At 35.1% G+C, this 14,824-nt stretch carries 15 protein-coding genes; 5 read left to right on the top strand and 10 right to left on the bottom strand.

The features are described from left to right. Position 1: 1 nt before the first annotated feature. The 5 genes from EGH73_RS01115 to porQ all read right to left on the bottom strand — a co-directional run bounded on the left by EGH73_RS01115 (position 2) and on the right by porQ (position 3,122). Positions 2–496, bottom strand: coding sequence for a phosphoribosyl-ATP pyrophosphatase (locus EGH73_RS01115; protein ID WP_123280295.1), 495 nt, complete (start codon positions 494–496; stop codon positions 2–4). A gap of 4 nt (positions 497–500) precedes the next feature. Further along, on the bottom strand, positions 501–809 hold the full coding sequence (locus tag EGH73_RS01110; protein WP_123280294.1) for a hypothetical protein: 309 nt from the start codon (positions 807–809) through the stop codon (positions 501–503). A gap of 86 nt (positions 810–895) precedes the next feature. After that, positions 896–1,270 carry a YtxH domain-containing protein gene (locus EGH73_RS01105; RefSeq protein WP_123280293.1) on the bottom strand — a complete coding sequence of 125 codons (375 nt, stop codon included), beginning with the start codon at positions 1,268–1,270 and terminating at the stop codon, positions 896–898. Between the two features lie 96 nt (positions 1,271–1,366). Then, positions 1,367–2,044 carry a (d)CMP kinase gene (gene cmk, locus EGH73_RS01100; protein WP_123280292.1) on the bottom strand — a complete coding sequence of 226 codons (678 nt, stop codon included), beginning with the start codon at positions 2,042–2,044 and terminating at the stop codon, positions 1,367–1,369. 61 nt (positions 2,045–2,105) lie between these two features. Then, positions 2,106–3,122 (bottom strand): type IX secretion system protein PorQ, encoded by a 1,017-nt coding sequence (gene porQ / locus EGH73_RS01095; protein ID WP_245985355.1) that lies wholly within the window; start codon positions 3,120–3,122, stop codon positions 2,106–2,108. 119 nt (positions 3,123–3,241) lie between these two features. Between porQ and pyrH the strand changes: the two genes are divergently transcribed. The 3 genes from pyrH (at position 3,242) to EGH73_RS01080 (ending at position 5,752) form a co-directional block, all read left to right on the top strand. Beyond that, positions 3,242–3,949, top strand: a complete 708-nt coding sequence (pyrH, locus tag EGH73_RS01090) for a UMP kinase (protein WP_123280291.1) — start codon at positions 3,242–3,244, stop codon at positions 3,947–3,949. A 108-nt stretch (positions 3,950–4,057) separates the two neighbouring features. After that, positions 4,058–4,612: a ribosome recycling factor gene (gene frr, locus EGH73_RS01085; protein WP_123280290.1), complete on the top strand. Its 555-nt coding sequence runs from the start codon at positions 4,058–4,060 to the stop codon at positions 4,610–4,612. A 210-nt stretch (positions 4,613–4,822) separates the two neighbouring features. Further along, a complete protein-coding gene (locus tag EGH73_RS01080) occupies positions 4,823–5,752 on the top strand; it encodes an IS256 family transposase, variant Zn-binding type (RefSeq protein ID WP_123280289.1) in 930 nt (309 codons plus the stop codon). Positions 5,753–6,287: 535 nt separating this feature from the next. Here EGH73_RS01080 and EGH73_RS01075 read toward each other — a convergent pair. The 3 genes from EGH73_RS01075 to EGH73_RS01065 all read right to left on the bottom strand — a co-directional run bounded on the left by EGH73_RS01075 (position 6,288) and on the right by EGH73_RS01065 (position 9,734). Continuing rightward, positions 6,288–8,834: a phosphoenolpyruvate carboxylase gene (locus tag EGH73_RS01075; RefSeq protein ID WP_123280288.1), complete on the bottom strand. Its 2,547-nt coding sequence runs from the start codon at positions 8,832–8,834 to the stop codon at positions 6,288–6,290. A 69-nt stretch (positions 8,835–8,903) separates the two neighbouring features. Further along, entirely contained in the window at positions 8,904–9,245 is a 342-nt protein-coding gene (locus EGH73_RS01070; protein WP_184808047.1) for an HRDC domain-containing protein, read from the bottom strand. 153 nt (positions 9,246–9,398) lie between these two features. Next, positions 9,399–9,734 carry a single-stranded DNA-binding protein gene (locus EGH73_RS01065; protein WP_089770819.1) on the bottom strand — a complete coding sequence of 112 codons (336 nt, stop codon included), beginning with the start codon at positions 9,732–9,734 and terminating at the stop codon, positions 9,399–9,401. Positions 9,735–9,987: 253 nt separating this feature from the next. Between EGH73_RS01065 and EGH73_RS01060 the strand changes: the two genes are divergently transcribed. Beyond that, complete coding sequence (locus EGH73_RS01060) at positions 9,988–10,338, top strand: DUF2116 family Zn-ribbon domain-containing protein (protein WP_089770820.1); 351 nt, start codon at positions 9,988–9,990, stop codon at positions 10,336–10,338. Between the two features lie 47 nt (positions 10,339–10,385). Beyond that, entirely contained in the window at positions 10,386–11,471 is a 1,086-nt protein-coding gene (locus EGH73_RS01055) for an MBL fold metallo-hydrolase (RefSeq protein ID WP_123280286.1), read from the top strand. A 49-nt stretch (positions 11,472–11,520) separates the two neighbouring features. Here the strand turns inward: EGH73_RS01055 and EGH73_RS01050 are convergent, their stop codons facing one another. Together EGH73_RS01050 and EGH73_RS01045 are read right to left on the bottom strand one after the other, a co-directional pair. Continuing rightward, positions 11,521–12,897 (bottom strand): peptidylprolyl isomerase, encoded by a 1,377-nt coding sequence (locus EGH73_RS01050; RefSeq protein WP_123280285.1) that lies wholly within the window; start codon positions 12,895–12,897, stop codon positions 11,521–11,523. A 66-nt stretch (positions 12,898–12,963) separates the two neighbouring features. Further along, positions 12,964–14,799 carry a hypothetical protein gene (locus EGH73_RS01045; protein ID WP_123280284.1) on the bottom strand — a complete coding sequence of 612 codons (1,836 nt, stop codon included), beginning with the start codon at positions 14,797–14,799 and terminating at the stop codon, positions 12,964–12,966. Between the last annotated feature and the right edge of the window lie 25 nt (positions 14,800–14,824).

Raw genomic sequence — 14,824 nt, 5'->3', positions numbered from 1 at the left:
ATTAAATAATTTTGCCCAAGCTGGAAGTTGTTTTATTTTTTTGATAGTCATCTAGTTTTTCACTTAAATATCTCAAGGCATAAGGCGCCACATATATTAGAGCTAAGCCGATAATTTTCTTTTTCCAACTTTTATTCATCACGCTTTTTTTAGCATAATTGCCCACTAAAGCAACGGCTCCCATTCTTAGAGTGTTCTCCAGAAGACCTGACTTGACCGTATCTCCGGCAAGACTAACTATATTTTTTTTAGAAGCTGCTTCCTTCATACCTGAAGAAATTTCTTTCATAATATTCTGGGTATCAATTGTAAGTGAAGTACTTCCATCAGAATCTTCTTTTTCCTTCAGAAATCTGTCAGTAAGACCATTAGTCATAATACTAAGACTCTCTTTTTTATTTTTGAAGGTTAGAATATCCTCCAACTCGCTTATTTCATTTTTTAGAAGTTTCTTTTGACTTCTAAGCTCATTTAAATCAGTATAATTTGGAGACATGATATTAATGTTTTAAAAATTCGATTACCATATTGGCAATGGCGTTGACTATTTTTTTCTTTAGGGCAATGACGATCAGAACGATTAGAAAGTAAAAGCCAGAAACAATCAGAAAACCATAAGATATAGTACCAAGTGATTCACCAATAAGAAAAGCAATTCCAAAATTGAGAAGAATAATAAAAAATGAAAATGCAATCAGTAAGATGCAGAGGAACGAAACGAATCCAGCAGACAAAGAAGATTTCTCTGTGAACTGAATTTTGAGAAGATCAACACGTTTTGACACATATTCTTTTAAAATCTCTACCATAGGAATCTTTTTAGCATAATTATACCTTTATTTATAAAAAAAGGAACTTAGAAACTAAGTTCCTTTTTGATTAATGAACCGCCTGATTATTTCAACCCATCAAGCTCAGATTCAACATCTTTTACAACATCAGATGTTTTTGAAACCACCTGATCTTTATATTTGTCGTAACTCTCCTTTACTGTTTGAGCTACGTTTTGTGCTGTTTCTTTAAACTGTGAAGATAAATTATCGTACTTATCTTTCACTGTTGAAGACACTTCAGAATATTTATCTTTTACTTTTTCAGAAGTTTTACTATATTCATCTGCAGCTTTGTCCTTTAAGTCGTTTGCTTTATCTTTTATTTTTCTTCTGGTTTCTTTACCTTCTTCCGGTGCATAAAGCAAGCCAAGAATAACACCTGTAGCAGCCCCTGCTAGCAATGCAGCTAATACTGCTGAATTTGATTTTTTTGACATTATTTATAATTTTTAAGTTTATTTTAAACCATTTATTTTATAGTTATAAATTTACAACTAAAATGCCAAAGAAAAAATAAGTGTCTTAAATTTTTGTTAAAACTTTTTGATATAGGACAAAATAAGAGCTATTGTTTCTTCCTTATTTATATTTGTATTGTCGATAAGGACGGCATCATCAGCCTGTTTGAGTGGAGACAACTCGCGCTCACTATCAATTTTATCTCTCGAAATCAGATTTTGTTTTACAGTTTCGATATCTGTTTTCTCACCAGCCACTTCAAGCTCAAGAAAACGTCTTCTGGCACGCTCATCCTGACTTGCTGTCATAAAAAATTTATAATCCGCATCTGGAAGAACCACAGTTCCTATATCACGCCCATCCATTATGATTCCACCTTTATTAGCAATGTCACGCTGCGTCTTCAATAGAAAATTCCGAACATCTGCTTCCTTTGCTACCTGACTTACATAATCAGAAACCTGTGGAAATCTAATTTCCTTATCAATATTTTTTCCATTAAGAAAAAGTTGTAGTTCTCCATCAACATTCTGAAACTCGAGCTTCATATCAGTAAGTGACGAAATGAGTTTTGAAATATCAATTGTTTTATCCGGGTTCAAGCAGTTTTGTATGGCATAAAACGTTATACCTCTGTAAAGTGCGCCTGTATCCATATGAATGAGACCAAGCTTTTTTGCAATAATTTTAGAAATAGAACTTTTTCCTGTGGAAGAAAATCCGTCTATGGCGATTACCGGTTTTTTTGTCATAGTGCAAATGTAATAAGTATGACAAAAAAATAAAAATTAAATAGAGCTTAAATGAGAACGGTTATCTTCTGTTTCCTCCTAGTTCAACAAGATCTATTGTTAGACCGAGCATATTGACGTTAGAAGAATTATGGTATCGCAGATGAGAATAATCAAAACGTAAGGAAGAAATTTTCAGACTGAATCCGGCCGATAAACCAGTGAAATTCCTTTGATCCAGTACAGCAAGATCACCTCCTCTTTTTACATTATAGCCAAACCTGATGTTAAAAGCCTGACCAGGAAATAATTCTGCACCAAGGGACAAGTGATCCAGAACTTTTCTCCCAAATTTTACTGGCTGACCATTGATATCTGTTTCTGCAGAAATATTAAATTGCTGAAGATCGTGTGCAGTGATAGTAATAGCTGCAGGAAACTGATCCAGAATTTTAGTATAACCAAGATCTACACGGAAAGGCAATTTTTCTCTAACACCATTATACGGTTTGATCTGATAACCAAAATTCCTAAAAACCAGTGCAAGCGTCTCGTTTGTTTTATCAAAATAATAAGTAACACCAGCAGTTGCAGTGATGGCAGAAGACGTGTAGGTATCAATTTTTGACGTGACATAATTAACGTTGGCACCAATAGTCCAATCATCTTCAAACTGATAAGCATACCCAACACCTGCAGAAGCATCCATCGCTGAAAAATCACCGGTTATGATTGAATTTTCATCCGTTCTTGGCATGCTTCCATAGTCCATATATTTAGCATTAAAAGATATAAGATGACCGTTTGCCAGATCTCTTACATAGCTAATGCTTCCTATTTTTGTCCCTGCCAAAAAACTTGAATAGTTTACGGATAACATTTTATCCATTTCCAGGTTCATAAGTGCAGGATTTGCGTTTGTAAAATTGACATCAGAATCACGTACAGAAACAGCATCTCCTAATACAGCCTGCCTTGGTGACATCGGAATATTAAGAAACTGATAAACAGTGGTTCCTGTCTGAGAAAAAACCACCTGAAAAAAGGACAGAAAAAAAAGCTTGTAAAACTTATTCAACACTATGTCTTGGATCTGCAAAAATAATCTATTTTGTAACTTATCAAAATTTTTATAACACTATCTTTTTAATGAACGTAATTCTTTTGCTTTCATTATATTTGCACAGTTAAAATCGAAAAAAATATAATAATCTAAAGATGAAATATAAAAGAATCCTTTTGAAATTGAGTGGTGAAGCATTGATGGGAAACCGACAATACGGCATCGACAACGATAGGCTGAAAGAATATGCGACCGAAATTAAAAAAGTAGTAGAAAAAGGCTGTGAGGTGGCCATCGTAATTGGTGGTGGAAATATTTTCAGAGGATTAGCTGGCGCTGCAACGGGAATGGACAGAGTGCAGGGCGACTATATGGGAATGCTGGCAACAGTTATCAACGGAATGGCTCTACAGGACGCTTTGGAAGATGCAGGGATTATGACCAGACTTCAGTCTGCAATAGAAATGGACAAAGTAGCTGAACCTTTTATTAAAAGAAAAGCTGTTCGACATTTGGAAAAAGGAAGAGTGGTAATTTTTGGAGCTGGAACAGGAAATCCTTATTTTACAACGGATACTGCTGCAACTCTAAGAGCAATTGAGATAGATGCGGATGTAATCCTGAAAGGAACAAGAGTGGACGGAATCTATGACAGTGATCCAGAAAAAAATGCAGATGCTGTAAAATTCAGCAGTCTTTCTTTCGACGAGGTTTTTGAAAAAAACCTAAAAGTGATGGATATGACTGCTTTTACGCTTAGCCACGAAAACAAACTCCCAATTATTGTTTTTGATATGAACAAAGAGGGTAATCTGGAGCGATTGATAGACGGTGAAAATGTTGGAACCCTAGTGAATATGTAAATTATAATAAATGAGTGGTAAATGATATACATACATCCAATCATTTATCGTTTATAAATTATCTTTTATGAATAGAATATGTGTCAATTATCAAATTTTAAATATACAATGGAAGAATTAGAACTCATTGTAGCATCGGTAAAGCAAGAGATGGATGCTGCAATCAAGCATTTGGATCACGCTTTTCAGAAAATCAGAGCAGGACGGGCATCAACTTCAATGGTTCAGGATGTAATGGTAGAATATTATGGTGCAATGACCCCAATCAATCAGGTAGCCAATGTATCTGTGCCAGATGCTATGACTATTTCTATCCAGCCTTGGGACAGATCCGCAATTGGCCCTATTGAAAAAGCAATTATTAATTCTAATCTGGGTTTTGCACCTTCTAACAATGGCGATGTTATTATTTTAAACGTTCCACCTCTTACAGAAGAAAGAAGACGTGACCTCGCAAAACAAGCAAAAGCCGAAACAGAGCAAACAAAAGTGGTAATTCGAAATGCAAGGCAAGAAGGAAATAAAGAATTGAAAAGGCTGGACGGCGTAGCAGAGGATCTTATAAAAGGTGTGGAAAAAGACATACAGGAACTTACCGATGCTTATGTGAAAAAAGCTGACGAACATCTGAAAGTGAAGGAAGCAGAAATCTTGAAAGTTTAATACCAACTGGTATTATTTCGCTTATAAATATAAAAACCTCATTTGCAATGAATGAGGTTTTTTTTGGCTTAATACTGAAAAATAGTTGGTAAAATTCATTATATCAACGATGGATAAAGGCATAGAAGAAAGTTTTATGAAACGTGTTTCATAAAACTTTTTCTTTGTGTGAAAAATGACTAAAAAAAGCGATGCTGGGCTTGCAAAAGTTTGGATGTTATCCGTTGGGGAAGTCAAGCGGGAAAACAGAGGTTTAAATGCAAAAGCTGCGGAATTTTTTTCACAAATAATCGTCCAGAACAAAGATTAAGAAACAGGTTTGTGTGGTTTAGGAAATGGGTGCTGGAAAGACAGACTTATAAGACTCTTTGCCGAGACAGTGGATACTCCAAGGATACGCTACAAAGGACTTTTTATCAAATTCTGGAAAGCTCTCCAGTACTAAAAATCATCAAACGGGAAAAAGTCAACTTAAGAATGGATGCCACTTACTTTGCACAGTTTTGTTTGGTGGCTTATCAGGACGATCTCGACGGTTACACTCAATTAATCCGCTTCACAGACGGAGAACATTACGAGGAGATCAAAGAAGACCTGGCCAATCTTTTGTTGTTGGGAGTGAGGCTTGAAAGCATCACTTCTGATGGTGATAAAAGTATTTTGAAGGCGATCAAAAAAACCGACAGGAACATCATCATCCAAAGATGTTTGGTCCATATCCAGAGAATGTGCCTGATTTGGCTAACCAAATTCCCTAAACATATTGCAGGTCAAGAGTTGAGAAAACACGTTCTTTTATTGCTGAAAATCGAAACGCATAACGATCGAATCTGGTGGACACAGGAGTTGAAAGAGTGGTATGAGCGGCATAAAGACTATATCAATGAAAAAACTATTAATACAGAAACAGAACGGTATTGGTACACCCACAAACTATTGAGAAGATCATATTTTACTATAAAAAGGGCGCTTCCCAATATGTTTCATTATTTGGATAATCCAAACATTCCAAAAACAACCAACGGAATCGAAGGGTACTTCAGTCATCTGAAAAACCACCTGGATCTGCACAGAGGATTAACGCTGAAAAACAGAATTAACTTCATCAAATGGTACATTTATTTTTCTAACGAAAAATAGAGTTTTTTTAGCAATAAGGTTCATCCGATAATTTAACCCAAATTACGCAATAGCCGGTTGTATTAAATCTCCGAAAATGATAAAATTGCTCCTTTAGGAGCAGAATCTGTGTAAACACAATAAGAAATTAAGCCCGGTGCGCTATAATAACAAACAAATAAAACACTACTGATAGCGTTCCTATAGAACGCAGATTGGTTTTGGATATTTTTCTACACAGATAAAACTCCAAAGGAGTTTCCCTGCTGCAAAAAATTAATTTTATTTTTTATTAATAGGATTTCATCCTATCCTTTATTAAATCGTCCCTTTGGGACTGTTTATTTTCTAATGCGGAATCTGGGTTTAAAAAGGGTGAGAAAATCTCACCCTCAAACTATCGTTTTGAACATTAATCCTATTGCTGAAAGGTTGGTCTCCACCATTGCCTTTTTCCTCTTCGGATTAACAGGCGGAATCTAAACATTAATTTTCTAAAATCCACCAACTATTTTTCAGTACATTACCTTTTTTTTTGATGTCTATTTAAGGGAATCTATGCAGAATTTCTACTTGCGTTGATATTTCCAAATAATGAACGCATGACTAGTTTTTCATAAGTTTCCCTGTCACCTTCATTTTTTTGGATTTTCATTAGTGCGTACTGCTGAATGCTAAGTAATGGAAGTACGATTTTTTCCCTGATTTTAATAGATTTTCGGTTAATTGGTTCTTCTTGCATCAGGATTTTGTAGCCCGTGAGTTCCAGCATCATCGCTTTGGATAATTCGAATTCGGCAAAGAGTATATTCCAAAACTCACCGAATTTTGGATTATTACGCATATAGTAAGTTAGCGGAAAATAAGTTTTGTTCATACTCATCATAGAATTAAGAACTAGGGTTTTGAAAAAATCAGAACCTTTGTAAAGAGCTATGATTTCATCGAATCTGCCTTGCGCTTTTAGGGCTTTCAAGGCAAAGCCGAAACCGAAAAATCCAGGAACATTCTGTTTCAACTGTGACCAAGAACCTACAAAAGGAATGGCTCGCAAATCCTCAAATTTCAGTTCAGATCCAGCGCCTCTCTTGCTGGGACGGCTTCCGATATTGGTTCTTCCATAATACTCTAAAGTGCTCATCTCTTGTAAATAGGGTACAAACATGGGGTGCGCTTTCAGGTCAGAATATTTTTTATAACTGATATCTGCAAGTTCCGAGATCAAAGATCTTTCTTTTTCGTCCAGGTCTTTTTTAACGCTTTTGAAAACATCATTCTCTACTCCAGCTGTAAGCAACTGCTCAAAATTGAACTTAGCTTGATCTTTATTTCCAAACACACTAGTAATGGTCTGACCTTGTATTGTTAGCTCAATTTGATTATTGGCAATCGTATTACCTTGTGAGGCATAAAAATCATGTGTCTTTCCACCGCCTCGGGCTGGTGGGCCACCTCTTCCATCGAAGAAAACAACTTTCACTCCGTTTTCCTCAGAGATTTTAGTAAGCTTCTCTTTCGAAGTATAGATTTGCCAATTCGCTTTCAAGTAACCACCATCTTTGGTTCCGTCTGAAAAGCCAAGCATAATGATTTGTTTGTTGTTTCGTTTTTGCAGATGTTTCTTATAAACAGGATGGCTGTACAAAGTTCTCATCACTTCCTCAGATTTGTCAAGACCTTCCATCGTTTCAAACAACGGAACAATATCGATATTGATTTCATCATCTGCATAACCACAAAGTTTCATCATAGCATAGACATTCATCACATCTTTTACCTCATCCGAGTTGGAAATAATGTAACGATGCATTCCTCGTTCACCATTATTTTCTTGAATTGTCTTGATATTGTATATACTCTTCAGTGTTTCGCAGGTCATTTCATCCTCAAAATCATCAGGATTAAGAACAGCATCAGAATCTAGTAAGTAATTTATTTTTTCATCTGCTGTTTTAGAATCTGCAGAATTGCCGGAAACTTTGGAAAAAATATCATCCATTACCTTCTGATGAATTCTGCTGTCTTGGCGTATATCTAAAGTCGCAAAATGAGTTCCAAAAATTTTCACTCTATCTCTATAATCATCAAGAATATCTCTGAAAAGGCCGTTATGTTGCTCAACTAGAATTTTTTCTGCTTCGTCCAATTGTGAAATGATCTCCTGTGCAGAAATCATGGCATCTTTCTGAAAAATAGATGCATATAATTGTTTACTAAGTTTTTCCAAAACGTCGGAAACCCCCAGGAAACTTAGCCGTCTGCTCACAATTTTCAAGTGACCGTAATAATCTTTCAGGATTGATATTCTGAGTTCCTCAGCTACTTTAAGCGTTATATCCGCTGTTACGAAAGGATTACCATCTCTGTCCCCGCCAGGCCAAAAACCGAGCTGAATGATGTCCGGACTTGGCGTGAAGTTGGAAGTCCCGAAAATCTGCTTTATCTTTTTATAAAGCTCTCCAATACTTTGGTAATAAACATACCTAAGATAATAAATAATGCTCATGGCCTCATCCAAAGGTGTTGGTCTTTCCTTATTAACAAAAGGTGTTTTCCCAAGCTGCTGAAGTAACATATCAATTTGAGTTACAGAATCATTGATGATAGCATCCCTCAAATCGTGAATAATCCTTTGTACAGCATTAGGATAAAATTGTGTTGGGTGAGCCGTAAACACTATTTTAATAGCAAAGTCATCCATTTTTTGGCGGATAGCATTAAGATGATGTTCCTGCGATGCTCTTTCATAAAGATTAAGAACCGTTCCGGAGTCACTCTCAGAATGCAATTGTTGGAAAGCTGCATCTTCTATACTGTCAAAAAGTACAACTTGCCTTTCTATATATTGGATAATTTTGAATAGCAATTCCAGTTTCTGATCTTCTGTCTGTAACTCGGTATGTTTCTGGAAAAACTCTTCCACAATTTCTTCGGGAGATTTTCCCAGCTGATAACCTTCTTTGCTTTCTTCGTAAAGAAACGGAAGAAGCATCCCAATATTGGTCATTTTATCATAAGGCAAACTCATAAAGAGTGAATTGTAGATTTGAAATTTATTTTCTACAATTTGCCTGAATTTTTCAATTTTTTGATCGTTTAGCATATAACAAAAATAAGAGATAAATCTTAAAATCAATCCTTCAACATGTTATTTTTATTGTAAATTTCACATTTATGCATTTTCTAAAACCTCGAGAATTTCTATACCAAATTTCTCTACCTTACGCTTTTCGATTCCGTTTACATTTTCTAAATCGTCCAAAGTGCAAGGTTTATGTCTTGCAATAGACATCAGATGCGTATTATGAAAAATGATATAAGCTGGCAATTGGGCTTCTCTTGCCTTATCTGCACGCCAATCTTTTAGCTTATTGTAAATAATCTTTTCTTTTTCCGAAAGTTCAGATTCTGAATTCACTGTAGTTTTACTAGAAATTACCTTATTCTTTTTGTTATTGTAATAAATTAAAACCGACCAATAAGTAATTTCATCAGCCACGAGTTTTGCATTCATACTCGAACCGGGATAAATAATCATTAACTATGGCTTCATCTGTAATTTGAAACCGATCATCAATTCTTATTTTCAAAACTTTTACTTTCATCATAATCTATTTAAGATACAAAAACCCCGACAAGTTTTCTGCTTACCGAGGTTTATTTGATATTATTTATTTGATCCTAAAAGAACCAGTTCATCTATTTTGATTTCTGTCACAAATCTTTTTGTGCCATCTTTGTCATCATACGATCTGTAAGTCAGTTTTCCTTCTATTGCTATTTCCTTACCTTTTGGAACATACTTTTCCAAAATATCTACGACTTTTCCAAATGCAACGAGATTGTGCCATTGCGTCTCTTCTACTCTTTCTCCCGCAGCATTGATATAATAATCACTTGTTGCAAGGCTAACGGTTGCTTTTTTAGTTCCGTTTTCGAAATTGAAAACTTCTACTTCTTTTCCTGTGTGACCAATAAGCGTCACTTTGTTTCTTAAAGACATAATATTAAATTTTTGAATTAAACTTTTAAAACCAAGTCGTGTTTTGTCTTTCGCTCGATTTTCTGTTGCAAATTTTCATCAAAAAAAAAGCAGGATTCGGTTAAAAAGTATTTATATCCGTTTGTAATCGTTTGTAAACGGATAAAAAAATTTTTGAAAACTGCTAAAAAATTATAAATTTATAAATCTCTAAATGTCACCAGCTTTACAACTATGATGTGAGTATAAGACTAATAAAAAAAGAAAAAACACAATGGAAAACCAGATATGCCTTGAATGTGGCGATAAAATTATCGGGCGTTCGGATAAAAAATTCTGTTCAGACGCTTGCAGAAATGCATTTAACAATAAACAGAATAAAACCATTACAAATCTGATGCGGAATATCAATAACAAGCTTCGCAAAAATTACCGAATTCTTTCTGAGAATAATACAGACGGCAAAACAAAACTGACCAGAAGCAAAATGGAAGCTGCAGGATTTGACTTCGATTATATCACACAAATCATTACCTATAAAAATGGTTCTCAGTATTTTTTTATTTATGATAAGGGATATAAAATTTTAGATAAGGAATGGATTCTTATTGTAGACCGGAAATAAATTAAAGTAAATAAGCCGGTCGATCGTCCTAATTCAAAAAAATATAAATGTTCAAATATTTTGCTGTTGCCGGGATTATTATCCTGATTTTAATTATGGCTAACCATCCTATTTTTGGGGGAACTATAAAAGGAAAACGCTTGGAACGCATCAAAAAATCTCCAAATTATAAAGATGGTGTTTTTCAGAATCTAAGCCTCACGCCATCTCTGGCAGAAGGTTTTACGATGAGAAAAGTTCTATGGGAGTTTTTAACAGACAAAACACCGAACAAGGTTCCAAACAAAAAAATTCCCAGTACGAAAACCGATTTGAAAAACCAAAAACTGGGCGATAATTTTCTGGTTTGGATGGGACATTCTTCTTATTACTTTCAACTTTCGGGGAAGCGATTTTTAGTTGATCCTGTTCTAAGTGGCAACGCTTCTCCAATTCCCGGAACTACTAAAAGTTTTGCAGGAACAGATATTTACACTACCGACGATTTCCCAGAAATAGATTTTCTGATTATTTCTCACGATCATTACGATCATTTGGATTATAAAACTATCAAAGAGCTGAAACCAAAAATTAAAACTGTTATTTGCGGTTTGGGTGTTGGCGCCCATTTTGAGCGTTGGGGTTTTGATGAAAATCAAATGATAGAGCTCGATTGGTATGATAACAGGAATATGGCTGATGACTTTAAAATAACCTCTACTCCAGCCCGGCATTTTTCTGGCCGCCTGTTTAAGAGAAACACCACCCTTTGGTCTTCTTATGTTCTAGAATCCCCTGGTAAAAAAATCTTCATCGGTGGCGACAGCGGTTATGATATTCATTTTAAAAAAATTGGCGAAACTTTTGGACCTTTTGACTGGGCAATTTTAGAAAATGGCCAGTACAATGAAAAATGGAAATACATCCACACTTTGCCAGAAGAGTTTGGAAAAGTAGTGAATGATCTTAATGCAAAAAATATCTTTCCGGTACATTCAGGTAAGTTTGCTCTTGCGCAGCACGCCTGGAACGAACCTCTGGAAAAAGTAAAGCAAAACAGTTTGGGTAAAAACTACCGACTTTGTACACCAATGATTGGTGAGAAGCTGAATTTGGATGATGAATCACAAACATTTTCTGAGTGGTGGAAATAAAAAAGGGATGAGCAATCTCTGCTCATCCCTTTTTATTATTTAGTTTAATCTATTTCGTAGTTACAACAGAATTTTTCTGCCAGTTACTGTGGAAGTTGCAGTCCTTATATTTATTATCCAATGAGATGAACAATGAAGGAATTTTTGCATTAACCCATTTTTCTACAATCTCATTTTTCTTTTTATTAAGAGCCATATCTTTGATTCTTTCATAATCTGTAGCTAGTTCCAGCTGATGTGCATCAATAATATCATTTACCTGAACAATGCTGATCATTTTCCTTTTCTGCTGATCTTCCTGCTGGAAAGGATCTGTGATATCACCCTTTTTAAGTCCGGCAATCTGATAAGAAATTGTTGGATCCAGACTCAGTTTTTCCAATTTGTCCGAACCATCCTGATTATTGGTCATAATTCCCGCACTGAACTTATTGCTTTTATCATCGGAATATTTATAAGCAGCATCCTTGAAAGTTATTTTCTTTTCCAGGATTAGAGTTCTGATGCTGTCAAGTTCTTTTTTGGCAGTTGTAAGTTCTTCTGCATTGGGCGTACTTTTTATAAGAATATGTCTAGCATCATATTTTTTACCATTTCTCTTAACCAACTGAATAAGATGAAATCCAAATTCAGATTCTACAGGATCCGAAATATCACCTTCCTGAAGGTTAAGCGCAGCCGCCTCGAAAGGTTTTACCATCTGTCCCATATTGATATTTTTATAAAGACCACCAACAGCCGCAGAGCCTTCATCTTCGGAATAAATTCTGGCAAGATTTTCAAAGCTGTCTCCATTTTTGATATCTTGTTTGATTTTTTTCAGTTTATCAATGATTTCCTTTCTGTGAGATTCAGAAAGTTTCGGATACATACTGATCTTGGAAAGAGACACTTCATCTTTTACATTTGGCAACTGAAATTTGAACTGATTATAAAAATCTGTAACCTCGTTAGGCGTTACATCTGCTTTTTCAGTTATTCTCGCATACTTCTGCTGACCGTAATAATTATCCGCATCAATTTTTTCGATTGCATTTTTCATCTCATACGATGTTCTGAATTTGTACGCTGCCAACATCGCTTTTTCATCAGGAAACTGTGCCAAGATCTGGTTATATTTATTACCAGCCATTTCCTTGATTGCCGCACTTCTGTTTTCAATAAGCGTATCTTTTTTAGCTTCATAAATGAGAAGTTTGTTATTAAGGATGCTTTCCATAAATTCACATTTATTTCCAACATTGGTCCCCTGCTGCTTCGCATAATTAGCCTGATCTTCTATATCGGATTCCAGAATTATTTCATCTCCAATAACAGCTGCGATACCGTCTATTAACTGCCCTTTTGTCAACTGTGCCGATAATTTTCCGCTTACCAAGAAAACGATTACCGATAGTAAAAAAAGGTATTTTGTGTATTTTGACATTATTTTTAAATTATTAACGTGCAAAATTAGAATTATACGCCAATTTTGCTCAATTTTAAATTATAATTATTTCTTAAAGTTTTTATTCAGTTCCGCCATAAACGCTGGCTGTATCTCCACTTTTGTTTTAGCGCGTTGTGCGGCAATAGTTTTCTGAAGAAGTTTTTCTGTTACTGCATCATTCATATCTTCCTTAGATTCTTCCAATGTCATCTGTTGTTCCGGCAGAAGTTCATCTATTGCCACCACTACATCTCTGTCCGCAATTTTGGTAAGAAAAACACCTTTCTTAAAAGGAACATTATACTTTTTGAAAATATCTGCACTTTCCTGAATTTTCCCCTGTTCAAAATGAACAAGAACCTGATTTTTATCGTTGACCTTATTTTTGTATTTTTCTTTGAGCGCATCCCATTTTTTAGGATCTTTAACCTCTTTTTCTATCTCTTTTACAAGTGCAGGATTAGAAATGACTACAGCTCTGGATTCTGCTCTTTTTTCCCAAATAAATTTGGATTTGTTTTCATTATAATAATCAGTAAAGAGCTGCGGATTGTTCTTTAGCTCATCTTTCAGGTATTCCGAGAAAATGTATTCCGAGAAGAGATTCTTTTTTAGTTCATTCAGTTCGGGCTTCACATCTGGAAGATTTTGAAAATTCTTCGCATAAACCCCAATAATATATTGATCTGCCTGAAAATTTAAAAGATCGGACCACTGTGTTGTAGGGATTTGCTCCAGATTTTTATATTGAGAATCTATTGCTTTTTTCAGATCTTCATAAGTGACTTTATTAGCGCCATAAGAAAATAAAACAGCTTTTGGATTCTTGACATTGAGATAACTCTGATAAGACTTTTTGATCTCTGCAAAATCGGCAGTTTCTACAAATTTCTCCTGTGTTTTCAGCCAGCGTACGAGTCTTTTAGCAGCCTCGTCTCCATAACTTGTTGCCAGCAATTCTTTCTGGAAAAACCTTCTGTTTGCATCTGTAAGCGTATATGGCTCAATGCTATAAATATTGAAGATGAAATATTTATCATTGAACAAGATTGGTTCTTTTGTGTAAAAATCTTTTGTCTGACCCTTCAGCGCATTGTAAACCTCATCTGGCAAAATTGGCGAGCCCATCACTGCGCCACCAGAATTTTTCTCTTCTTCACTGGCTCCAAAATCTTTTACCACAGCCTGAAATTTCTTTCCAGATTCCAGCTCTTTATAGATCTTGGATTTTGTAGCTTCATAGTTATCATCTTTTGGAATCGCTAGAGTTCCAAAAATCATATAGCCGAGGCTTGGTCTGGTATTGACAACTTTAGCAAAGCCAACTACGTTTCCTTTGTCAATAAAAGATGTATATGAGTTAACAGGTGTATTTTTTACCTGCTGATAGAGTTCATAATCCAACATTCCAGGTTTTACATAAAATGCTTTGGAGGTTTCTGGAGTTGAATTTTTCGCAAGAAAATCTTCCATCGTCATTTTGCCGGTTTTAACCTGATTGTAGAGTGATTTATAATCCGTTTTATCATCCGCGTTCTTTTCCTTTAAGAAGAGCAAAACCTGAACTTCTTTTTGATTAGATGCTACAAAATCAGTCAGTAAAGGATCGATTACGGATTTGGGATAAAATTTTTGTTCTCTTATTTCCGATAATCTTTGATTTACAGTATTGACGAAAAAGTTAAGCGTATCTGCTTTTTTTTCTTTGGCGAGCTGCTGGAGCAATAGAAAATCTATTGTTGCATTGACCGATTTTTCCGTTCCAGAATTTTCCAGACCATATTTATTATCTCGGATATAATCTTTTACCGAAATACTATCTTTCCCAACGATCAGATATTGAGCAAAAAGGTTTTGCGTAGCCACCGCCAGCAATACAGGAAAAAAAATCTTCTTCATTTTTTGTATATTAATTTATAACACT

The organism is Epilithonimonas hominis (assembly GCF_003730015.1).
GTDB lineage: Bacteria > Bacteroidota > Bacteroidia > Flavobacteriales > Weeksellaceae > Epilithonimonas > Epilithonimonas hominis.
This window is presented reverse-complemented; position numbering and strand designations above follow the sequence as displayed.

Bases quoted from the DNA above. Each gene is read 5' to 3' on its own strand.
- EGH73_RS01115 (WP_123280295.1), bottom strand. From the start codon at position 496: ATGTCTCCAAATTATACTGATTTAAATGAGCTTAGAAGTCAAAAGAAA.
- EGH73_RS01110 (WP_123280294.1), bottom strand. From the start codon at position 809: ATGGTAGAGATTTTAAAAGAATATGTGTCAAAACGTGTTGATCTTCTC.
- EGH73_RS01105 (WP_123280293.1), bottom strand. From the start codon at position 1,270: ATGTCAAAAAAATCAAATTCAGCAGTATTAGCTGCATTGCTAGCAGGG.
- cmk (WP_123280292.1), bottom strand. From the start codon at position 2,044: ATGACAAAAAAACCGGTAATCGCCATAGACGGATTTTCTTCCACAGGA.
- pyrH (WP_123280291.1), top strand. From the start codon at position 3,242: ATGAAATATAAAAGAATCCTTTTGAAATTGAGTGGTGAAGCATTGATG.
- frr (WP_123280290.1), top strand. From the start codon at position 4,058: ATGGAAGAATTAGAACTCATTGTAGCATCGGTAAAGCAAGAGATGGAT.
- EGH73_RS01075 (WP_123280288.1), bottom strand. From the start codon at position 8,834: ATGCTAAACGATCAAAAAATTGAAAAATTCAGGCAAATTGTAGAAAAT.
- EGH73_RS01070 (WP_184808047.1), bottom strand. From the start codon at position 9,245: ATGAATGCAAAACTCGTGGCTGATGAAATTACTTATTGGTCGGTTTTA.
- EGH73_RS01065 (WP_089770819.1), bottom strand. From the start codon at position 9,734: ATGTCTTTAAGAAACAAAGTGACGCTTATTGGTCACACAGGAAAAGAA.
- EGH73_RS01060 (WP_089770820.1), top strand. From the start codon at position 9,988: ATGGAAAACCAGATATGCCTTGAATGTGGCGATAAAATTATCGGGCGT.
- EGH73_RS01055 (WP_123280286.1), top strand. From the start codon at position 10,386: ATGTTCAAATATTTTGCTGTTGCCGGGATTATTATCCTGATTTTAATT.
- EGH73_RS01050 (WP_123280285.1), bottom strand. From the start codon at position 12,897: ATGTCAAAATACACAAAATACCTTTTTTTACTATCGGTAATCGTTTTC.
- EGH73_RS01045 (WP_123280284.1), bottom strand. From the start codon at position 14,799: ATGAAGAAGATTTTTTTTCCTGTATTGCTGGCGGTGGCTACGCAAAAC.